The organism is Chromohalobacter israelensis DSM 3043 (assembly GCF_000055785.1).
Classification (GTDB): Bacteria; Pseudomonadota; Gammaproteobacteria; order Pseudomonadales; family Halomonadaceae; genus Chromohalobacter; species Chromohalobacter israelensis.
In genome coordinates, this window is record NC_007963.1 from 739,421 (window position 1) to 761,053 (window position 21,633).

Sequence of the window (21,633 nt, forward strand, 5' to 3'; positions counted from 1 at the left end):
ATCATCATGTATCGAGATACCTTGCTGAGACTATTGGGGCGGGTGACCACGGCGCTCGGTGGTCTTGCCCTGCTCGTGACCCTGGTCGATATCCTCTACGGTGTCGTGACCCGCTATGTCGTCGGCCAGGCGCCGATCTGGAGCGATGAACTGGCCCGCTACTGCCTGATCGCATCGGCGCTGCTGATTGCAGGAAGCGTCTGGGTGCGTGGCGAGCACATGCGCGTGGCGCTGCTCGAACGCCACCTGGGACATCGTTCGCGCCGGATACTGTTGGGCTACCAGTGGTTGTTGACCCTGTCGCTGGCGTTGGCGATGACCTGGTGGAGTTGGCAATACGCCTTGTCGGTCAGCTACTTCACCTCGCAGGGGCTGGGCATCAGCCGCAGCATTCCCATGATGGCCATGCCGCTGGGCTTCGGTCTGCTTGCCTTGCAGGTGCTGCTCCATGGACCGCGCGCGCTGCCCCGGCCCGGTGTCGATGACGCCGGGCCGACCGAGGAGGCGGCATCATGATGGTTGCCACGATGTTCGCCGCCTTGCTGGTCAATACCCTGCTGGGGGTGCCTCTGTTCTTGACCTTGACCGCGACGGCGCTGGTGGGTTTTGTGTTCGTGGATCCTGGAATGATCGCGCGCATGATGCCGCAGCAGTTCTTCGGTGGGCTCAACAGCTTTTCGCTGATGGCCATCCCCTTGTTCATTCTCGCCGGCAACCTGATGAATGCCGTTGGCATGACAGAGCGGCTGATGCGTGTCGCGCGTCTCCTCGTCGGCCATCTGCGCGGTGGCATCGGCCACGTCAACGTGGTCGGCAGCGTGTTCATGTCCGGCGTCAATGGCTCGGCCGCGGCCGATGCCTCGGCACTGGGGTCATTGCTGGTCCCGGCGATGACCCGTGAGGGGTATTCCACTGCCTTCGCCGCCGGGCTGACCGCCGGCAGCTCATTGATCGGGCCGATCATTCCGCCGAGCATCTTCATGATTCTCTACAGCGCGCAGACCAATACGTCGGTGGGGCAGCTGTTTCTGGGCGGCGTCGTGCCGGGGCTGCTATTGGCGCTGGCGTTCATGGTCATGAATGCCATTCACGCCCGGCGTGCCGGCCTCGAGCGTCGCACCACGCTACCCGCGAGGAGTGAGGTGTTCGCGGCAGTGCGGGGCGCGCTGCCGGCGCTGGTGGCGCCGTTCATCATCGTCGCCGGCATCGTGCTGGGCTTCGTCACGCCCACCGAGTCCGGGGCGCTGACCGTGCTTTACGTGGCGCTGTGTGGCCTGGCGTTGGGCGAACTGCGTCCGCTGGCCTTCTGGCGGGCACTGGTCGAGACCACGCGCCTGGCTGCGGCGATCTTCATGATCATCGGCATCTCTTCTGTCATCAGTTGGGAACTGGCCTATGCCCAGGCGCCGGAGCGTTTCGCCGGCTTGCTCGAGCCCTTCATTGCATCACCGGTCATCGTGCTGTTGATGCTCAGTGCCATCACGTTCGTCACCGGCATGTTCATGGAAGAGGTGTCGGCATTGATGCTGCTCTCGCCGGTCTTCACGCCAGTGGCGCTGGCTGCCGGTATCGATCCGGTGGCGTTGGGGATCATCATCACGCTGAATATCACCATTGCCTTGATCACTCCACCGATGGGGGCCTGCCTGTTCATAGCGGCAGCAGTCAGCCGACTGGATATCACCGTATTGTTCCGCACCATCTGGCCGTTCATTCTGACGGCGGTGGCGGTTCTGCTGGTGCTGATCACTTTCCCCGGATTGATCACCTGGCTCCCGAATACTCTTGGCTGACTTCATCTTGGAAACGAACTGCTTGCTGGAAACGAACCGCGTGAACGTGACTGATTCGACGCTCCGTCCCATTGATCCCATCGCCGAGCCGCCGTGGGAGACGATCGCAGCCATTCCCATCGTCGACGAGGGCGGGGCGCTGCACCCGGTCAGCCTCGCCGCGCCGATGCTGCGCACCTTGCCCCTCTACCATGCCCTGGGGGTCCCCGGGGCGGTGCCCGAATGCTGGGCGCGGGAGGCCGTCTATCGGCGGCTTCTCGAGGTGGCGCGGCACTTGCCGGACGGCCTGGGGCTGGTAGTGCTGGATGCCTGGCGACCTTACGTCGTGCAGCGCCACCTCTACGACACCCTGCTGGAAATGGTGGAAACACGCTATGCGGATCTCGACGAGTCGGATCGACGAGCGATGACCCGGGCCTTCGTGTCGCCGCCCAGCGAGCGGGTGGATCGTCCGAGCCCGCACCTCACCGGCGGCGCGGTGGACGTGGCGCTGTGCGATGCCGATGGGCTGCTGCTGGACATGGGGTCTGCCTTCGACGAGGCGCGGGCGGCATCGCATACCGTGCATTTCGAGCATCACGCCGGTGACGCCGACACGCGCACCTATCGTGATCGGCGGCGGATTCTCTATCACGCCATGGTCGATGCCGGCTTCGCCAACCTGCCCAGCGAGTGGTGGCACTACAGCTACGGCGACCAGATGTGGGCCTGGTACCGCGGCGAATCCTGCGCGCTGTTCGGCCCCAGCGGCCCCGATAGCCTGGAGGCTCGCTGGCGGCGTTCGCTCGGGCAGGACGCCTAGCGGACTGGAGGGATGCCCAGAGACGTCAGAGCGGCATCCAGAGAACTCCGCTCGCGTTCGGCATAGAGCGTCAGCTCGTCGGTAACCGGCGCGCCCAGTGCCTCCTCGAAGGCTTCGCGGTTGGCGTGACCGGCATAGGCCTCGCTGCCGTCACCGCCGAGGTTCGATTGAAAGATACCGGCCGCGCTGACCGGCAGGAAATCCTCGTAGGTGATCGGCCGGGCCATGATCAGTCCCTGCTCGATCAACCGCTCGACCTCGGTCTCGGCGATCGCGCCGGCCTCGCGTCCCGCCTCGGTCGTCCGGTATTCGAAGAAGGCCAGGCCCTGACGGCGCAGTTCGGCCTCGGTATCCGGAAAATCGGCGAAGACCTCGGCCAGCACGCGCTGGTGCGCCTCGTTGCTCAGGCCGGCGGTGCGTCGGCGCGACTCGCCGAGCAGCCGGTCGTAGAGGGTGCGTCCCTTGGCCGTCAGCGCCACGCCGCGCTGTTCGATCTCGCCGAAGCGTGCGGTGTGGGTGCCCTGGCGATCGCCGGCGAAGCGGATCGGCTCCTCCAGGGCCTTGAAGCTGGTCTGGCGCAGCAGGATCGGGCAGGCGCGACGCGGGGGGCCTTCGATGACTTCCTTGGGATTCATCCCCGCCGCCGGCATCCGCCGCTGGACCTCGTCGATGTCCAGGGTGCGCGGCGTCAGGTGATTGATGTGCGGCCCGCGGAAGCAGACCACGTCGGCGATCAGCCGGTGCTCGGCATGCAGCGCCTCGTAGGTGTCCAGATCCACCGTGGCGTCTCGGTGCCAGCGAAAGGTCTCCAGCGCCTCTTCCACGAAGCGCTCGGCCTGCTCGTCGCTCAGTCCCCCCTGTGTTTCATTGAGCGCGATCAGCTCGCGTGCGCCGGTTGTGAAGATGTCGCGCGCGGCAAGAATGCCGGCGGCACGCTCGCGCAGTTCGGGACTCTCGATCAGTTCTAGGCGCAGCAGGGACGTGAAGACACGGAAGGGATTGCGCGCCAGGGCCTCGTCGTCGATGGGGCGGAAGGCGGTGGAATGTACCGGCACGCCGGCTTCGGAGAGATCGTAGTAGCCCACCGGGACCATGCCCATCACCGCGAACAACCGGCGCAGCATGGCGAGCTCCTCGGCGCTGCCGACACGAATGGCACCGTGCCGCTCGACGCCGAGACGATTCAGTTCGTCGTGGGTCGCGAGTCGCTCGGCCAGTTCGGGGTCGCGCTCGAGGGTCTCGCGGTTCACTTCCGCCACCAGCTCGAGCAGGGTTTCGTACTGTGGCACCTCGGCCTGATACATGGCCGACATGGCCTTGGAAAAACGGTCACGAATCTCGTGATGGGAAACGAGGGTTGTCATCGGAGGTACCTCTCAAGTCGAACAAGGGCCCAGCGCCGTTCGTGAGCGCGGTGCCCATCATGGAGGTGATGAGACCAGAGCTCCCATCGCATCGGCAAACGAAAAAAAGCGCGCTACCCATTCCTTTAACTCATGTATTGCGCTTGAATGCTTTAAATAAAGCCTGGGCATGAGATTTCAGCATGAGCGTTGCGAATTCATTCCGTCGCGGAGAAGACGCATGACGGCACGCCACCTGCCCTCGACCATCACCATGCAATGCTTCGAGGCGGCTGCACGGCATATGAGTTTCACACGTGCCGCCGACGAACTGAGCATTACCCAGAGCGCCATCAGCAAGCAAGTGGCGCAACTCGAAGCGTATCTGCAGCACAAGCTGTTCCGGCGTGTGCGCCGCACCCTGGTGCTGACGCCGGAGGGCGCGCTGTACCTTACTGAAGTACGCAAGATTCTGGCCCGGATCGAGATGTCAGCGAACGCGATCATGAGCTACAGCGGGCAGGGTGAGGTGCTGCGGGTGGCCTGCCTGCCGACCTTCGGGGCCCGCTGGCTGGCCCGCCAGTTGCCCGACTTCCTGAACGCCAACCCGCACATCGACCTCAGCGTTAGCGACCATGTCGAGCCCTTCGACCTGGATCAGGCAGGTATCGATGTGGCTGTCTTCCACGGGCATGGTCGCTGGCCGAAACTGGAGTGCCACAAGCTGTTCGACGAGGAGGTGGTCGCGGTCGGCGCACCGGACTACCTGGCCAGACGGCAACCGACGAGCGCCGCCGACCTGGCCGAGTGCCGCCTGCTGCACCTCTCCACGCGCCCGGATGCCTGGCACCGCTGGTTCGCCGACCAGGGCATCACCACCGAGCGCAGTTACCATGGCACTCGCTTCGAGACCTTCCAGATGCTGATCCGCACGGCGATGAGCGGCGGTGGTCTCGCCCTGGTACCGCGTTTCTTCGTCGACACCGAGCTGGCCGAAGGCCGCCTGTCCCTGGCCTGGCCGCACGTCCTCAAGGGACCCGACGCCTACTACCTGGTGCACCCCGAGCATCTCGGCGAACTCGTGCGAGTGCGCCGTTTCGTCACTCATGTGCTGACGTGTGCCGAGGTGGATGCGCCAGCCGGGGCGTCGTGCTAGTGCCTGCCGCCGACGCTTCCGGCGGCAGGCACCACGGCTTTCAATCAGCGCTCACTTCGGCGGTTCGACGTGGCCGCCGAAACCGAAGCGCATGGCGGAGAGCAGCCGGTTGGCGTAGGTGCTGTCCTTGCGCGAGTTGAAACGCGCGAACAGGGCGTTGGCCAGTACCGGGGTGGCGACGCCTTGCTCGACGGCGGCGTCGATGGTCCAGCGTCCCTCGCCGCTGTCGGCGACGGCGCCGGAGTAATGATCGAGCTTGGGGTCGCCGGTCAGTGCCTGGGCGGTGAGGTCGAGCAGCCAGGACGAGACCACGCTGCCGCGACGCCAGACCTCGGCCACGTCGGCGAGGTTGAGGTCGAAACGCTCGTCTTCCGGCAGGTCCGGCGACGACTTGCTCTGCATCAGCTCGAAGCCCTCGGCGTAGGCCTGCATCAGGCCGTACTCGATCCCGTTGTGCACCATTTTCACGTAATGCCCGGCGCCCACCGGCCCGGCATGGATGTAGCCGCGCTCGGCGCTGTCGTGCGGCGCGTTGCGGCCGTGGGTGCGCTCCAGGTTGCCGTAACCGGGGGCCAGGGTATCGAGCAGCGGATCGAGGTGCTCGAAGACATCGCGTTCGGCGCCGACCATCATGCAGTAGCCGCGCTCGAGGCCCCAGACGCCGCCCGAGGTGCCCACGTCCGCGTAATGGATGCCCTTGGTGGCCAGGGTCTTGGCGCGGCGGATGTCGTCCTTGTAGAAGGTATTGCCGCCGTCGATGATGATGTCGCCTGGCGCCAACCGTTCGGCGAGGGCCTGGATCGTTTCCTCGGTGGGGTCGCCGGCAGGCAGCATGACCCATACCACGCGTGGCGCTGCCAGCTTGTCGATCAAGTCGATCAGCGAGTCTGCCTGAGTGGCGCCATCCTCGATCAATGCCGAGGCGATGGATTGATCGCGGTCGTAGGCGACGACCTCGTGATCGCCACGCATCAAGCGCCGGGCGATATTGCCGCCCATACGGCCGAGTCCGATGATACCGAGTTGCATGTTCTTACCTTTCGAGGTGATCTGGGTAGGGAAGTCGGAACGGCGGCAAGCCTACCGCTAGCGAAGGCATGACGCAAAGCGGGCCATGCCGTCCGGCATGGCCCGCGGCGCACGTTCAGGCGGCGCCTCAGTCCCAGCTCAGTGCGCCGCCGACCTGGTATTCGGTGACGCGGGTTTCGAAGAAGTTCTTTTCCTTGCGCAGGTCGATGATCTCGCTCATCCACGGGAACGGGTTCTCCGCGCCGGGATACTGTTCCTTCAAGCCGATCTGCGCCAGGCGGCGGTTGCAGATGAAGTGCAGGTACTCCTCCATGATCGCCGCGTTCATGCCGAGTACGCCGCGCGGCATGGAATCGCGCGCATAGGCGATTTCCAGCTCGGTGCCCTCGATGATCATCTGCGTGACCTCGTCCTGGAATTCCGGCGTCCAGAGGTGCGGGTTCTCGATCTTGATCTGATTGATCATGTCGACGCCGAAGTTCAGGTGCATGGACTCGTCGCGCAGGATGTACTGGAACTGCTCGGCGACACCGGTCATCTTGTTGCGCCGACCCATGGAGAGAATCTGGCTGAAGCCGCAGTAGAAGAAGATGCCTTCGGTCACGCAGTAGAAGGCGATCAGGTTGCGCAGCAGCTCCTGGTCGGTCTCCGGGGTGCCGGTGTGGAAGTCCGGACGCGCCAGCGACTGGGTGTGCTTGAGGCTCCACGCCGACTTGGCGGCGACCGAGGGCACTTCGCGATACATGTTGAAGACTTCGCCTTCGTCCATGCCCAGCGATTCCACGCAGTACTGGTAGGCGTGGGTGTGGATGGCTTCCTCGAACGCCTGGCGCAGCAGGTACTGGCGGCACTCGGGATTGGTGATCAGGCGATAAAGCGCCAGCACCAGGTTGTTGGCGACCAGCGAGTCGGCGGTCGAGAAGTATCCCAGGCTGCGCTCGACGATGCGGCGCTCGTCTTCGGTCAGGCCGTCATTGCTTTTCCACAGCGCAATGTCGGCGTTCATGTTCACTTCCTGCGGCATCCAGTGATTGGCGCTGCCATCCAGGTATTTCTGCCAGGCCCATTCATACTTGAAGGGCACCAGCTGGTTGAGGTCGGCGCGGGCGTTGATCATCTGCTTGTCGTCGACCTCGATGCGTGCCGCGCCCATTTCCAGCTCTTCCAGGCCGGCGGCGACGTCGAGTTCGTCCAGTGCCTTGCGCGCCCGTGTCAGGCGATCTTCATCGGCAACCTGATAACGGGAAGCGCTTTCGCGCACTTGCTCGGGGGCCGGCGCCTCGGGCGTGGCCTGCGGTGTCGGCTTGGCAGCCGGCGCGGGCTTTTGCGCCTCGGCGGCGGCGCTCTCGTCATCAACCGTGTCTTCGTGGAATTCGTCCCAGTTCAGCATGTGTCCGTCCCGTTCTCTCGCTGGCGGCGTCATGCGCTGACGCCGGTGGCTAGACTGTGTGCGCTTCGCGCGGCTCGCCGCGCGAAGCGCGTGGCTGGGTTACTGACAGGCCTCGCAGCCCAGTTCGTCGATGTCGCCTGCCGAGGGCGCGCGTGAGCCGCTGCCGCTCTTGCCGGTCAGGAAGTCATCGATGCCGCGTGCCTCGCCGCCGGCGTCGCTCGCCGCCGGGCTGGGGCTGGGCGAGGGAGCAGCCGCGGGTTGCGGGCTGGCGGAGCCGCCGGTATTGCCCACGGCATTGAGCTTGCCGCGATCGACGGTGGACTTCTCCACCGAAGTGGCGCCCAGCGCACGCAGGTAATAGGTGGTCTTGAGACCGCGGAACCAGGCCATGCGGTAGGTGACATCGAGCTTCTTGCCCGAGACGCCGGCAATGTAGAGGTTCAGCGACTGGGCCTGATCGATCCACTTCTGGCGCCGCGCGGCGGCTTCCACCAGCCACTTGGGCTCGACCTCGAAGGCGCTGGCATAGCGTGCCTTGAGATCGTCCGGAATCCGGTCGATGGGCTGCACGCTGCCATCGTAGTACTTGAGATCGTTGATCATGACCTCGTCCCACAGGCCGCGGGCCTTCAGGTCATTGACCATGTAGGCGTTGACCACGGTGAACTCGCCCGACAGGTTCGACTTGACGAACAGGTTCTGGTAGGTCGGCTCGATGGACTGGGTGACGCCGCAGATATTGGAGATCGTCGCGGTCGGGGCGATCGCCATGACGTTGGAGTTGCGCATGCCCTGGCGGGTGACCTTGTCGCGCAGACGCGCCCAGTCCTGGGTGGTGGACGTGTCCACCTCGATGTAATCGGCACCGCGTTCCTCGGCCAGCTTGGCGATGGAGTCGATGGGCAGCACGCCCTTGCTCCACAGCGAGCCCTCGAAGCTCTGATAGCGCCCGCGCTCGGTGGCCAGGTCGCTGGAGGCTTCGATGGCGTGGTAGCTGATCAGCTCCATCGAGGTGTCGGCAAACGTCACCGCGTCGTCGCTGGCATAGGCAATGCCCAGCTGGTACAGGGCATCCTGGAAGCCCATCAGGCCCAGGCCCACGGGGCGATGCTTGAAGTTGGAGTTCCTGGCCTGCGGCACCGCGTAATAATTGATGTCGATGACGTTGTCGAGCATGCGCACGGCCGTCTTCACGGTCTTCTTCAGCTTGTCGCCGTCGAGCTGTCCGTCGACGATGTGTTGCGCCAGGTTGACCGAGCCCAGATTGCACACGGCGATTTCGTCCGCCGAGGTATTCAGCGTGATCTCCGTGCACAGGTTGGAGCTATGCACCACGCCGGCATGGTTCTGCGGGCTGCGCAGGTTGCAGGGATCCTTGAAGGTGATCCACGGATGGCCGGTCTCGAACAGCATGGACAGCATCTTGCGCCACAGGTCCTTGGCCTTGACCCGCTTGAAGAGCTTCAGCTGTCCGTTGCGGGTCATCTCCTCGTACTCGGCGTAGCGCTTTTCGAAGGCGGCGCCATACAGGTCGTGCAGGTCCGGGCAGGTGGACGGCGAGAACAGCGTCCACTCCTCATCGTCGAAGACACGCTTCATGAACAGGTCGGGCACCCAGTTGGCGGTGTTCATGTCGTGGGTGCGGCGGCGATCGTCGCCGGTGTTCTTGCGCAGCTCGAGGAATTCCTCGACGTCCAGGTGCCAGGTCTCGAGGTAGGCGCACACCGCGCCCTTGCGCTTGCCGCCCTGATTGACGGCGACGGCGGTGTCGTTGACCACCTTGAGGAACGGCACGACGCCCTGCGACTTGCCGTTGGTACCCTTGATGTAGGAGCCCAGTGCGCGTACCGGCGTCCAGTCGTTGCCCAGGCCGCCGGCCCACTTGGAGAGCAGGGCGTTGTCGCGGATCGCGCTGTAGATGCCGTCCAGCTGATCCGGCACGGTGGTCAGATAGCAGCTCGAAAGCTGACTGCGCTGGGTGCCCGCATTGAACAGCGTGGGCGTGGAAGCCATGTAGTCGAAGCTGGAGAGCAGTTCGTAGAACTCGATGGCCCGCGCTTCGGGATCGTCCTCGTTGAGCGCCAGCCCCATGGCGACGCGCATGAACATGACCTGCGGCAACTCGTACCGGACGTCGTCGTGGTGCAGGAAGTAACGGTCGTAGAGCGTCTGCAGGCCCAGGTAGGTGAACTGATTGTCGCGCGTATGGTCCAGCGCCGCGCCGAGGCGGTCGAGATCGAACTCGCGAAGGCGTTCGTCGAGCTGCTCGAACTCGATGCCCTTGTCGATATACGCCTTGAAGGCGGGGGCGTACAGTGTGGCCATCTCCTGGTAGGTCGCCTCGTCGGCGATGCCCAGGAAGGACAGCGCCTCGCGGCGCAGGTTGTCCTGCAGCAGGCGTGCGGTCGCGTAGGTGTAGTTGGGTTCCTTTTCGACCAGCGTGCGCGCGGTCATCATCAGCGCGGTGGCCACGCCGTCGATGGGGACGCCGTCGTAGAGGTTCTTCAACGAGGCATCGACGATCTTTTGCGGCTCGACGTTGGCGAGGCCTTCGCAGGCATCGGCCACCAGGGTCTCGACCCGGCCCAGATCGAGGGGACGCACGGTGCCGTCGGCCTGGGTGACGTTGAGGCTGGGGTGCGGTTTGGCGATATCGGCGCCCTGGGGCTGGCGAGCGCGAGCATGCTCCTCGCGATACAGCACATAGGCACGGGCGACCTTCTGCTCGCCGGCGCGCATCAGTGCCAGCTCCACCTGGTCCTGGATGTCCTCGATATGCAGCGTGCCGCCGTCGGGCATGCGCCGCAGGAAGGTGTCGACGATGCTCTGGGTGGCCTCGCTGACGAATTCACGGATGCGCGACGATGCAGCGGCGTTGTCGCCTTCGGTGGCGATGAACGCCTTGGTGATCGCCACCGAGATCTTGCTGCCGTCGAAGGCCGCGACTTCACCCCCACGCTTGATGACGCGCAGTCGTTGCGGCGCGGTGATGTCCACTGACGCCTTGCCAGGGGAAATAGAGGTATCCATGACGCCTTCCTGTCTTTACGGGTCCGGGTAAGAGCTGCCGTTCGATGTCCGTATCTCGAGAAATCCCGTGATAACGTGACGATCGCCGATTTCGTCGCTTTTAGCGGCATTTTCATGCCACGAAAGTACCAATCGGGGCGAGCACGAGAAATACGAGCGTCCCTATATATGGGGGCCGTCTGTGTGATGAGCACAAGATAGAGCCGTTTTTCGGGGGTCGCAAGTGGATAAGTTGTGGATAGTCTGTGGCTCTCCTGGGGGCCGTTCTTGCGCTTCGTCAAGTTTTTCGTAACCCGCTGGCACGGGACGATTTTTCAAGATGCGTGTCTATCTCTATGATGCTCGACATCTAGTCGAGAGTGATTTCGGGTATCATTGTCCGCTATCCGCTATGGTAGGGAGTGGCGACATTCAACCCCCGTCATGTCGCTCATTCCGGCCAAGCCGGAATAGCGTGCAGACAGACAAGAAAGGCGCGCTAGACAATAAAAAAGAGGCGAAAGGAACTCGCACGACAAGGCCGAAGGTAGGCAGGGCTTCATGGCACCAATGCAAAGGGATGGATGACAGCTTGGACAGCAGCAAACATCACGATCACGTCCTGATCATAGAGGACGACGAGCGGCTGGCGCACTTGACGCGCGAATATCTCGAGGCCAACGAGTTCCGGGTCGACCTGGAATACGACGGCGCGCGTGCCGTCGAACGCATCCTCGATGAACAGCCGGACATAGTGATTCTCGACCTCATGCTACCCGGTGAGGATGGCCTTTCCATCTGCCGCCGGGTACGCGGCCATTACGCCGGCCCTATCCTCATGTTGACCGCGCGTACCGATGACATGGACCAGGTCCTGGGGCTCGAAATGGGGGCGGACGACTACGTGCCCAAACCCGTTCAGCCGCGTGTCCTGCTGGCGCGCATGCGAGCCTTGCTGCGGCGCGCCGATACACTGGATGCAGCCAGCGGGGCCACACGACTGACCTTCGGCAATCTGCTCATCGATAGCGCCACCCGCGAAGCATGGCTCGACGACGAGCGCATCGACCTGACCAGCGCCGAGTTCGATCTGTTGTGGCTGCTGGCCGACAATGCGGGACGCGTGCTGACCCGGGAGGAAATCTTCTCGCAGTTGCGGGGGATCAAGTACGACGGTCAGGATCGTTCGATCGACGTGCGCGTATCGCGAATCCGGCCCAAGATCGGCGACGATCCCAATCATCCGCACCGGATCAAGACCGTGCGCAGCAAGGGCTATCTTTTCGTCAGGGATAGCTGACGTTGATCCGGCGCACACTGTCGGATAGCACCTTCCTGCGTGTGTATGCGCTATTGCTGCTCGCGCTGGTGCTGACCTTCGGGCTGGCCCTGCTCGGCTATCTCGTGGTCGATCAAGTGCGCCAGGAGAACTACCGTGAACGCCTCGCCAGCGGGCCGATGCAGGTGCTCGCGCAACTCGCCGCCGAGCAGCCGGCCGCGGAACGCGACGAGTGGCTGGCGTCGATGTCGTCGACCCTGGGCGTGCCCATGACACTGCGACCCATGAACGGTGTCGCGTTGAGCTATTTCGAGCGTTCTCGCCTCGATGAGGGGCGCCCCCTGATCGAGCGTCACGACTCGGCCTGGTCGGCATTGCGCCGCCTGCCGGACACGGACTGGCTGTTGGAAGTGCGTGTCGGGGCGCTCAAGGAGATGCAGTTGCGGGGCGCCACCGAGGCGTTGCGGACCTGGCTCAGCGGGGTCTCGGAAGACGAGAGTGCCGCGCGCCTGGCGCGGCTCAAGCGTGCCTTCAAGATTCCCCTGGGGGTGGCGCCGGAGCCACCGTCGGGGGTCGACCCCATTCAACAGGCGCGGCTCGAGGGAGGCGAAGTCGTCGTGCGTCTCGAGCCGGGGCTCGGGGTGCTCTACGTGCATGCGCGTCTGGGATCGGACCGCTGGCTGACGATCGGGCCGATTCCTTCCTTCGAACCGATGCCGGTATCGCTGGCGCTCGCCTTGCTGGGGATCGTGCTGCTGGTGCTGGCCGGCACCATCTATCTCGTGGTGCGCGGCGTGGAGGGACGCGTGGAGCGTCTGGAGCGGGCGGCGACACGCATCGCCGGGGGCCACCTGGATACCCGCGTCAAGGTGGAGAGCAGCGACTTCCTGGGGCGCCTGGGCATGGCGTTCAACGGCATGGCCGCCCAGGTGCAGTCGTTGCTGCGCACCCAGCAGGAAATGATTCGCGCCGTGTCCCATGAGCTGCGTACCCCGGTGGCGCGAATTCGCTTCGCCGTGCAGATGGTCGAGGACATGACCGACGAGCCGGTGGTGCGCCGCCAGCTGCAGGATATCGACGGCGATATCGAGGAGCTCGATCAACTGGTCGACGAGATCCTGACGTACGCCCGTCTGGGCAGCGACAGTGCCCAGGGCATCCAGCTCGCCACTGAAACCACCGACTGCCGGGCCATGGCACGTCGCGTGGTCGAGACGCTGGCGCCGCTGCATCCGCACCTGACGCTGGAAGTGCTGGATGGCGAGGACGTCGACGTCGAGGCCGACCCGCGCTATCTGCAGCGTGCGCTTTCCAACCTGGTGGCCAACGCGTGCCGGCATGCGGAAGCGCGTGTCTGGGTGCGGGTGATGCGCGACCCCCGTGCGGTTCGTCTGGATGTCGAAGACGACGGCGCCGGGGTGCCCGAAGCCGATCGTCTGCTGATCTTCAAGCCTTTCGCGCGGCTCGACGACAGCCGCACGCGGCGCTCCGGAGGCTACGGGCTGGGGCTGTCCATCGTGCAGAAAATCATGATCTGGCACGGCGGTAGCGTGGTGGTCGAGCGCAGCACGGAACTCGGCGGCGCGCGCTTCAGTCTGCTGCTGTCCACCGCCGGAGTGGCCCAGCACGAGCGGCGCCAGGGCAAGGCCAGGCCGTCGCACGGTGGCGAGGCCTGATGCCCGGGGCGGTGCCTACGCCGGCTTGATGCCCGCGAGGACGGCGAAGGACGTTTCCCTCGCGGTGCGCAGAAAATCCTCCATCCACGGGGCGTCGCGGCTTTCTTCGCGGATCGCCGCGAACAACGTGCTCCACACCCCCTGCTCGCCGAGATGCAGGGCGCGTACATAGCCGCGCTCCAGGTATTCGGTGAGCGCCCAGTTGGGCAGCGCGCAGACGCCACGCCCGCTGGCCACCAGCTGCATCATCATGATCGTCAACTCGGCGGTGCGCACCTCGGCCGGCGTGAAGCCCGCGGGCGTCAGAAACTGCGTGAAGACATCCAGGCGCGTGTGTTCCACCGGGTAGGTGATCAGCGTTTCGCGTGCCAGTTCCTCGGGAGTCACCCAGTCGCGCCGTGCCAGCGGGTGCTGCTTGCCCACGGCCAGCAGGCCTTCGTAACGGAACAACGGCTCGTAATGAATGCCGGCCAGCGGCTGGGGGTCGGCGGTGATGACCAGGTCCAGCGACTCCCGCGCCAGCGAGGGCAGTGCATCGAAGCTGTAGCCGCTGGGAATGTCGACTTCGACTTCCGGCCAATGGTCGCGGAAATGATCGATGGTCGGCATCAACCACTGAAAGCAGCTGTGGCACTCGATGGCCATGTGCAGCCGGCCCTGTTCATGACCGGCCAGGCGTGCCAGGTCGCGTTCGGCCATGCGGATCTGCGGCAGGATCTGTTCCGCCAGCGCGAGCAGGCGTTCCCCGGCACGCGTGAAGGTGACCGGGCGTGTCTTGCGTAGAAACAAGGGGCTGCCCAGGCGCTCCTCGAGATCCTTGATCTGGTGAGACAGCGCTGACTGCGTGAGATGCACCCGTTCGGCGGCTTCGACGAGCGAGCCGGCGTCGCGTAGGGCGATTAGGGTGCGGAGGTGGCGAAGCTCGAGCATGTTGTATGAGTGCCGTTCATTTTGATGATTAGTTAATTTAGTTTGATTCACTCAGTGTCGCCAGCGAGACTGCTGCCAGCGCGTCACGGCACCGCGACGCCGTGATACAGAAAGTCACTTATTGCTGAAAGTCACTCATTCTAGCCGGATACCGCAAGGGGAAACACGATGGCGCTGGCACACATTCTTGGCTATCCGCGCATTGGCGCGAATCGCGAACTCAAAAAGGCCGTCGAGGCTTACTGGAAGGGAGATATCGACCAGGCCGAGCTGGAACGTCGTGGCCAGGCGTTGCGGGCCGAGCACTGGCAGGCCAGCCGCGATGCGGGACTCGATTTCGTGACCGTCGGCGATTTCGCCTTCTACGACCAGGTGCTGAACGTCAGCGCGATGCTCGGCGCGGTGCCGCCGCGCTTCGGCGCCATCGACGGCGATGTCGACCTGGATACGACATTTCGCATGGCGCGTGGCCGCGCGCCGAGCGGCACCCCCGCCGCCGCCTGCGAAATGACCAAGTACTTCGATACCAATTATCACTACCTGGTGCCCGAGCTGCATGCCGGCCAGCGCTTCCGGGTGGCGTCCACGCGCTTGTTCGACGAGGTCGCCGAGGCCCAGGCCGCGGGGCATCCGGTCAAGGTGGCCCTGCTGGGGCCGGTGAGCTGGTTGTGGCTGGGCAAGGAAAAGAGTGCCGGGCTCGACCGCCTGACGCTGCTCGACGACGTGTTGTCGGTCTATGGGGAAATCCTCGAGCGTCTCGCCGCGCAAGGTGTCGAATGGGTGCAGCTCGACGAGCCGGCGCTGGTGCAGGATCTGCCCCGCGATTGGCGCCAGGCGTTCGAGTCCGCCTACAACAAGCTGCAATCCGCGCCGGTCAAGCTGTTGCTGGCGACCTACTTCGGGGCGCTGGGCGACAACCTGGGCCTTGCCGCAGGGCTGCCGGTAGCCGGCCTGCATATCGACACGGTGCGGGCGCCCGAGCAACTCGACGCCGTGCTCGATCGCCTGCCCACCTACAAGGTGCTGTCCCTTGGCGCCATCGACGGGCGCAACATCTGGCGCGCCGATCTGGCAGCGCTGCGTGAGCGTCTGCAGGTAGCCCGGGCGCGTCTCGGCGAGCGCCTGTGGATCTCCGCCTCCTGCTCGTTGCTGCATGTGCCGGTGGACCTCGACGCGGAAACCGACCTCGATGCCGAGCTCAAGAGCTGGCTGGCCTTCGCGCGGCAAAAGCTCGACGAGATCGTCACGCTGGCGCATCTGCTCGACGGTCGCGCCACGCCGGAAGACACCGCGCGACTGGAAGCTGCGACGTCGGCGCTGGACGCACGCCGTCAATCGCCGCGCATCCACAAGCCGGCCGTGGGCGAGCGTCTGGCGGCGGTGTCCGCCGACGATGCCGAGCGTGCAAGCCCCTACGCGACGCGTGCCAAGGCGCAGCATCGCCACCTGGACCTGCCACTGTTTCCGACCACCACGATCGGCTCCTTTCCGCAGACCCAGGACATCCGGGCCGCACGACGCGCCTTCAAGAGCGGCGAGCTGAGCCGCGATGACTACGAGGCCCGCATGCGCGACGAAATCGCCCATGCCGTCGAACGCCAGGAAGCGCTGGCCATCGACGTGCCCGTGCACGGCGAGCCGGAACGTAACGATATGGTCGAGTACTTCGGCGAGCTGCTGGACGGCTTTGCCTTCACGCGTTTCGGCTGGGTGCAGAGTTACGGCTCGCGCTGCGTGAAGCCGCCGGTGATCTTCGGCGATGTGAGCCGTCCCGGGCCGATGACGGTGCGCTGGAGCGAATACGCGCAATCGCTGACCGACAAGCCGATGAAGGGCATGCTCACCGGCCCGGTGACCATCCTGCAGTGGTCCTTCGTCCGCGATGACCAGCCGCGCGATGCCACCTGTCGGCAGATTGCCCTGTCCCTCCGGGACGAGGTCGCCGATCTCGAGGCGGCAGGCATCAAGATCATCCAGATCGACGAGCCGGCACTGCGTGAAGGCCTGCCGCTGCGGCAGGGTGAGTGGCAGGAGTATCTCGACTGGGCAGTGAAAAGCTTCAAGCTGAGCGCGGCGGTGGCCCGTGACGAGACGCAGATCCACACGCACATGTGCTACTCGGAATTCAACGACATCATCGCGGCGATCGCGGCCCTGGATGCCGACGTCATCACCATCGAGACGTCGCGTTCCGACATGGAACTGCTCGATGCCTTTCAGGATTTCGCGTATCCCAACGAGATCGGCCCGGGGGTGTATGACATCCATTCGCCGAACATTCCCGAGGTGGAATGGATGGTGAGCCTGATGGAAAAGGCCGCCGAGAAAATCCCGGCCGAGCGGCTTTGGGTGAACCCGGACTGTGGCCTGAAAACACGCGGGTGGGCCGAAGTCGAGCCGGCGCTGGCCAACATGGTGGAGGCCGCACGGGAGTTGCGTCGCCGTTACGGCTGAGGTCGTCCGACGACGTCCTGCACGCGCCGCCGGGGCATCCCCCGGCGGCGTTTGCGTTTCTTGCGGCAGTGACGTTTCTCACGGCGAACGGGCTGTTATGCTATCGGCCGTCTTTGATTGAACGATATCGCATGGAGCATGCTCTCGATGCATGGGCATGCGCCATCCAGCAAGGAGAAGCTGAATGTTTCCCAGCGTGTCTCGACGTGCACGGCACGTCCTGTCGGGTGTGATGTGCGCGGCCGTATTGAGCGGTTGCGCGAGTTCCACAGAGCCGCCACGCGTGAGCGACGCCTCGGGAGAAGAGTTCACGCCACCGCCGCGTCTCGATGACGTGGCGGACAAGGCCGACGATGCCCCCACGTCGCCGTTGCTGCCGAGCGCCTTCTTCGCCGATGGCGCGGAGGCGTTCGTCTCCTGGCGCTGCACGCCGGCTCAGGACCTGATCTCGGCGGCGCCCAAGGGGCATCTGCGGCTATGGTCCGGCCAGGGCTACTACGAACTGGCGCGCACCGTCGTCGCCGAGGGCGAACGCTATGAGAAGGGCACGTTGTCGTTCGTGGAGCACGACGGGCAGGCGCATGTCGAAAGCGACAACGGCCAGCTCGCGTGCCAGCGCGACGCGCGTCGCGAGTCGACGACCCGGAAGGCGGCGCCGGGCGTGATCTTTCAGGCACGCGGCAACGAGCCTGGCTGGCTGCTCGAACTCGATCGCGAGACGTCCCGGATGACGCTCACCACGGATTACGGCGAGCACGTGCGAACCTTGCCTTATCATGTCGCCCGGCTAGATAACGGGCATCAAGCGGCCATGACGCTGCGCGCGCATGACGATGGCACTCCCATCACCGTCCGGCTGCGGGCACGGGCATGTTTCGACAACATGAGCGGCAAGCCCTACCCGGTGCAGGTGAGCGTCGAGCAGGGCGATCAAACGCTGGTGGGCTGTGGCCAGGGCGTGGAGCGAAGAGACTGAATCTCGGCGTCAGGTGAACTTGCGAAAGAAATGAGTCTTGTCGAACAACTCATCCAACCGCTCATAGCGATCACGAGCGTCGGGCCAGCGTTGCTCCTGGACCGAGGCGATCATGGTTTCCAGCAGCATCATGGTCGCTACGTTGGAATCCCAGCCCGAGGGGATTTCCACCCGGCAGTGAAAGGTCAAATCGGCGAGTGTCGAGATGGGGGAGCCCCACTGATCGGTGAATAGCACGATTTGCGCACCGCGCTTTTTTACTATTTCCGTCAGGCGCAGCAGGTTGGTCTCGTACCGCCGGACGTCGAAGATCAGCAAGGTGTCCCCGGGCTCCATGTCCAGCACGTAATGCGGCCAGGTGCCCGAGGATGAGGTCATATGGGTCACCCCGGGGCGCACCGCCTGGAAATGCGTGAAGGCATAATCGGCCAGCGCCTGGGTGATGCGCCCACCGACAATGTAAAGACGCTTCTCGGTATCGGCCAACTGGCGGGTCGCTTGATCGAACCGTTCGGTATCGATATGAGCGAAGGTCTGCTGCAGGTTGTTCGTGACCGCCTGGGAGAACCGGTTGAGCAGATGCTCCTGGGGGGCTTCGGATGACCAGTTGTCGCGCCTCTTGGTGGGCCCGACGCCCTTTGCTTCCAGCTCGCTCAGCAGTGCCTTGTGGAATTCCGGGTAGCCCTTGAATCCCAGCTTCTTGACCATCCGCGCCACGGTGGGAGACGACACCCCCACGTTGCTCGCCACGATAGTGATCGAGGCGAGACCCGCCGCGGGATAGTTATCGAGTAGTGCATTGGCAAACTTGCGTTCCGCTTGCGTCAACGCCGAGTAGTGCTCTCGGATCAGTTCACGCACGGTCGAGGCGGCATTGGTGGTCGCCATCACATTCTCCTCCCGAGTCGTTCTGCGCGGATGCTGACCGTGACATTTCAGCGTTTTCATGGTCTTTGAAAAAATATTGACACGTGGTCTTGGCGACGTCTATATCTTTACATAGTCGCGGAGAAATCATGATGTCCAGCGAATTAGAACAATTATCCCAGAACGTCGAGATTCTCTATCGGTATGCCAAGGGCCCGGCTCTCCTGCTGTGCGAGCACGCGTCGTACCATATTCCCGAGTGCTACCACGGACTGGGACTGGACCCCGCCCACCGCCGCAGTCACGCCGCCTGGGATCCTGGCGCACGCGATGTGGCCATTGCGCTGTCGGGATTGCTCAATGCTCCGCTGGTGGCAAGTCGTGTCTCGCGGCTGGTCTACGACTGCAATCGTCCTCCCGAGGCGGCCAGCGCAATGCCGGAGCGCTCCGAGATCGTCGAGGTGCCGGGTAACCGCGGGCTGACGTCAGCGCAGAGAGCCGCTCGGGTCGAGGCCGTCTACGAGCCGTTTTGCAAGGCTGTGACCCAGGTGCTGGCACAGCGCAAGGCTCACGATATCCCTACCGTGCTGATCACGGTTCACAGTTTCACGCCTACCTTTCATGGCCGGGTGCGTAAGGTCGAGATCGGCATTCTGCATGATGCCGATCGCCGTCTGGCCGATGCGATGCTGGCGAACGCCCATCGTCTGGCCCATCGACGCATTCAGCGCAACGCGCCCTACGGGCCGCAGGACGGCGTCACCCATTCGCTGGTGCGCCACGGTATCGACAATGGCCTGGCGAACGTGATGATCGAGATTCGCAACGACCTGCTGGCCACGCCGGAAGATGCTCATTCCATGGCCCGGGAGTTGATGCAGCTGATTCAGCCGGCGCTGACCGCTCTGGGCGTCGAGCTTGCTCATGGCGGGGGTAGGCATGATGCCTAGAGTCATTCTCGGTTACATCAGCGCGATCGATGCGATGAACCGTTTCATCGGGCGGATCGCGATGTATCTGATCTTCGTGCTGATCGCGGTGCTGCTGTGGTCCTCGGTCTCCAAGGTGTTTCTGACACCCACGATGTGGACGCTGGAGACCGCACAATTCGTCATGGTGGCGTATTTCGTGCTGGGCGGACCCTACTCGATCCAAATGGGCTCGAATGTGCGCATGGATCTTTTCTACGGCGACTGGAGCCCGAAGACCAAGGCGTGGGTCGATGCCTTCACGGTCTTCTTCCTGATCTTTTACCTCGGTGTCCTGCTTTATGGCGGGTTGGTATCGACGGCCTATTCTCTCGGCTACTTCGGTAACGAGCCGTTCGACTTCCTCTTGAGCCTCGTTGGCACGTTCTTCACGGAAGGGACCGCGGCGGCCGGTGACAAGCTCGGTTTTCTGGAACGTAGCCCGACGGCCTGGAGACCCTGGCTGTGGCCCATCAAGGTCGTGCTCTGTCTCGGTGTGCTGCTGATGATCCTTCAATCTCTTGCCGAATTTTTCCGGGATGTCGGCCGTCTGCGCGGGGTGCTCGACTGATGTCATATGAAATGATCGCCATCGTGATGTTCAGCTCGATGATGCTGATGCTGCTCACCGGACAACGTGTTTTCGGCGCCATCGGCTTCGTCGGCGCCCTGGCGGGGGTCCTGCTGTGGGGAACCGGTGGAGTGGACATTCCGTTCTCGTCCGCGATGAAGCTGATGAAATGGTACCCGCTGCTGACCCTGCCAATGTTCATCTTCATGGGGTACGTGCTCTCGGAAAGCCGTATCGCCGATGACCTCTATCGGATGTTTCATGTCTGGATGGGGCCGATCAAAGGCGGCCTGGCCATTGGCACGATCGGGCTGATGGTGTTGATCTCGGCCATGAACGGGCTGTCGGTGGCCGGTATGGCGATCGGCGCCACCATCGCCCTGCCCGAACTGCTCCGGCGCGGGTACGACAAGATCATGGTCACCGGCGTCATCCAGGCGGGGTCCAGTCTCGGCATCCTGGTGCCGCCTTCGGTGGTGCTGGTGCTGTACGCCATGATCGCGCGCCAGCCCGTAGGACAGTTATGGCTAGCCGGCGTGCTACCGGGGCTGATGATGGCGACGCTCTTCATCATCTATATCTATGTGCGCTGCCGCTTTCAGCCAAGCCTGGGCCCCGTTCTTCCCGCCGAGGAACGGAACGTGTCGCTGGCCGAGAAACTGCGCCTGCTGAGGGCGGGGCTGCTGCCCCTGGTGATCTTTGCGGTGATGATGGTGCCCTTCGTCAAGGGCTGGACATCCCTGGTCGAAAGTTCGGCGGTCGGCGCGATGGCCGCGCTGCTGGCGGCTATCCTCAAGGGACGAATGACGCGCCAGGTCTTCGAGGTATCGGTGCGCAAGACGCTGGCCATTTCCTGCATGTTCATGTGGATCATCCTGGCAGCCTTGGCCTTCGGGGCCATATTCGACGGCCTGGGGGCGGTGAAGGCCATCGAGGGCCTGTTTACCGAGCGTCTGGGGCTCTCGCCCTGGACGATTCTGATCCTCATGCAGCTCAGCTTCATCGTCATGGGGACCTTCCTCGACGATACCGCCATGCTGGTGATCGTGGCGCCACTTTACGTGCCGTTGGTCGAGGCGCTGGGGTTCGATCTGATCTGGTATGGCGTTCTCTACACGATCACGACGCAGATCGCCTACATGACGCCGCCATTCGGATACAACCTTTTCCTGATGCGTGCCATGGCGCCCCCGGAGATCGGGCTGCGTGACATCTATTTATCCATTCTCCCCTTCGTGGCGGTGATGATGACAGCCTTGAGTCTGGTCATGGTCTTTCCGCAGATCGCCCTTTGGCTTCCAGGCTACATTTATGGGAGTTGACAGCAGCGTGACCGAGCAACGATAGCCCTGACAAGGGCCATGTCCATTCGATAGTGACACCAGGAGAG

At 63.9% G+C, this 21,633-nt stretch carries 17 protein-coding genes; 11 read left to right on the forward strand and 6 right to left on the reverse strand.

Going from position 1 to position 21,633, the window contains the following annotated elements; genetic code table 11:
* Positions 1-21: 21 nt before the first annotated feature.
* Genes CSAL_RS03425 through CSAL_RS03435 form a run of 3 tightly spaced genes read left to right on the forward strand, consistent with a single transcriptional unit; the run spans position 22 to position 2,595 of the window.
* A complete protein-coding gene (locus tag CSAL_RS03425; RefSeq protein ID WP_244846478.1) occupies positions 22-516 on the forward strand; it encodes a TRAP transporter small permease in 495 nt (164 codons plus the stop codon).
* Entirely contained in the window at positions 516-1,793 is a 1,278-nt protein-coding gene (locus CSAL_RS03430) for a TRAP transporter large permease (RefSeq protein ID WP_043558952.1), read from the forward strand. The genes CSAL_RS03425 and CSAL_RS03430 overlap by 1 nt, the downstream gene beginning before the upstream one ends.
* 40 nt (positions 1,794-1,833) lie before the next feature.
* Positions 1,834-2,595 (forward strand): M15 family metallopeptidase, encoded by a 762-nt coding sequence (locus CSAL_RS03435; RefSeq protein ID WP_011505970.1) that lies wholly within the window; start codon positions 1,834-1,836, stop codon positions 2,593-2,595.
* On the opposite strand, the gene hglS is transcribed toward CSAL_RS03435, so the two are convergent.
* Positions 2,592-3,959: a 2-oxoadipate dioxygenase/decarboxylase HglS gene (hglS, locus tag CSAL_RS03440; protein ID WP_011505971.1), complete on the reverse strand. Its 1,368-nt coding sequence runs from the start codon at positions 3,957-3,959 to the stop codon at positions 2,592-2,594. The two genes, CSAL_RS03435 and hglS, sit on opposite strands and share 4 nt — an antisense overlap.
* Positions 3,960-4,179: 220 nt before the next feature.
* Between hglS and CSAL_RS03445 the strand changes: the two genes are divergently transcribed.
* Positions 4,180-5,094 (forward strand): LysR substrate-binding domain-containing protein, encoded by a 915-nt coding sequence (locus CSAL_RS03445; RefSeq protein ID WP_011505972.1) that lies wholly within the window; start codon positions 4,180-4,182, stop codon positions 5,092-5,094.
* A 51-nt stretch (positions 5,095-5,145) separates the two neighbouring features.
* On the opposite strand, the gene gnd is transcribed toward CSAL_RS03445, so the two are convergent.
* The 3 genes from gnd to CSAL_RS03460 form a co-directional block, all read right to left on the reverse strand.
* Positions 5,146-6,123, reverse strand: coding sequence for a phosphogluconate dehydrogenase (NAD(+)-dependent, decarboxylating) (gene gnd / locus CSAL_RS03450; protein WP_011505973.1), 978 nt, complete (start codon positions 6,121-6,123; stop codon positions 5,146-5,148).
* Positions 6,124-6,250: 127 nt separating this feature from the next.
* Entirely contained in the window at positions 6,251-7,513 is a 1,263-nt protein-coding gene (locus tag CSAL_RS03455; RefSeq protein WP_011505974.1) for a ribonucleotide-diphosphate reductase subunit beta, read from the reverse strand.
* Between the two features lie 99 nt (positions 7,514-7,612).
* Positions 7,613-10,543: a ribonucleoside-diphosphate reductase subunit alpha gene (locus CSAL_RS03460; RefSeq protein ID WP_011505975.1), complete on the reverse strand. Its 2,931-nt coding sequence runs from the start codon at positions 10,541-10,543 to the stop codon at positions 7,613-7,615.
* A 559-nt stretch (positions 10,544-11,102) separates the two neighbouring features.
* On the opposite strand from CSAL_RS03460, the gene CSAL_RS03465 reads away from it, so the two are divergent.
* Positions 11,103-11,822: a response regulator gene (locus CSAL_RS03465; RefSeq protein ID WP_011505976.1), complete on the forward strand. Its 720-nt coding sequence runs from the start codon at positions 11,103-11,105 to the stop codon at positions 11,820-11,822.
* Between the two features lie 2 nt (positions 11,823-11,824).
* Entirely contained in the window at positions 11,825-13,477 is a 1,653-nt protein-coding gene (locus CSAL_RS03470; RefSeq protein ID WP_011505977.1) for an ATP-binding protein, read from the forward strand.
* Between the two features lie 15 nt (positions 13,478-13,492).
* Here CSAL_RS03470 and CSAL_RS03475 read toward each other — a convergent pair whose 3' ends face one another.
* Positions 13,493-14,407, reverse strand: a complete 915-nt coding sequence (locus CSAL_RS03475) for a LysR family transcriptional regulator (protein ID WP_011505978.1) — start codon at positions 14,405-14,407, stop codon at positions 13,493-13,495.
* Positions 14,408-14,575: 168 nt separating this feature from the next.
* On the opposite strand from CSAL_RS03475, the gene metE reads away from it, so the two are divergent.
* Both metE and CSAL_RS03485 read left to right on the forward strand, forming a co-directional pair.
* Complete coding sequence (metE, locus tag CSAL_RS03480) at positions 14,576-16,861, forward strand: 5-methyltetrahydropteroyltriglutamate--homocysteine S-methyltransferase (RefSeq protein WP_011505979.1); 2,286 nt, start codon at positions 14,576-14,578, stop codon at positions 16,859-16,861.
* Positions 16,862-17,144: 283 nt separating this feature from the next.
* Positions 17,145-17,837 (forward strand): COG3650 family protein, encoded by a 693-nt coding sequence (locus CSAL_RS03485; RefSeq protein WP_148266791.1) that lies wholly within the window; start codon positions 17,145-17,147, stop codon positions 17,835-17,837.
* Between the two features lie 9 nt (positions 17,838-17,846).
* Here the strand turns inward: CSAL_RS03485 and CSAL_RS03490 are convergent, their stop codons facing one another.
* A complete protein-coding gene (locus tag CSAL_RS03490) occupies positions 17,847-18,725 on the reverse strand; it encodes a MurR/RpiR family transcriptional regulator (RefSeq protein WP_011505981.1) in 879 nt (292 codons plus the stop codon).
* A gap of 128 nt (positions 18,726-18,853) precedes the next feature.
* On the opposite strand from CSAL_RS03490, the gene CSAL_RS03495 reads away from it, so the two are divergent.
* Genes CSAL_RS03495 through CSAL_RS03505 form a run of 3 tightly spaced genes read left to right on the forward strand, consistent with a single transcriptional unit; the run spans position 18,854 to position 21,565 of the window.
* On the forward strand, positions 18,854-19,654 hold the full coding sequence (locus CSAL_RS03495) for an N-formylglutamate amidohydrolase (protein ID WP_011505982.1): 801 nt from the start codon (positions 18,854-18,856) through the stop codon (positions 19,652-19,654).
* Entirely contained in the window at positions 19,644-20,243 is a 600-nt protein-coding gene (locus CSAL_RS03500; RefSeq protein WP_244846480.1) for a TRAP transporter small permease subunit, read from the forward strand. The genes CSAL_RS03495 and CSAL_RS03500 overlap by 11 nt, the downstream gene beginning before the upstream one ends.
* Positions 20,243-21,565, forward strand: a complete 1,323-nt coding sequence (locus CSAL_RS03505) for a TRAP transporter large permease (RefSeq protein ID WP_011505984.1) — start codon at positions 20,243-20,245, stop codon at positions 21,563-21,565. Before CSAL_RS03500 ends, CSAL_RS03505 begins: the two co-directional genes overlap by 1 nt.
* Positions 21,566-21,633: the final 68 nt, after the last annotated feature.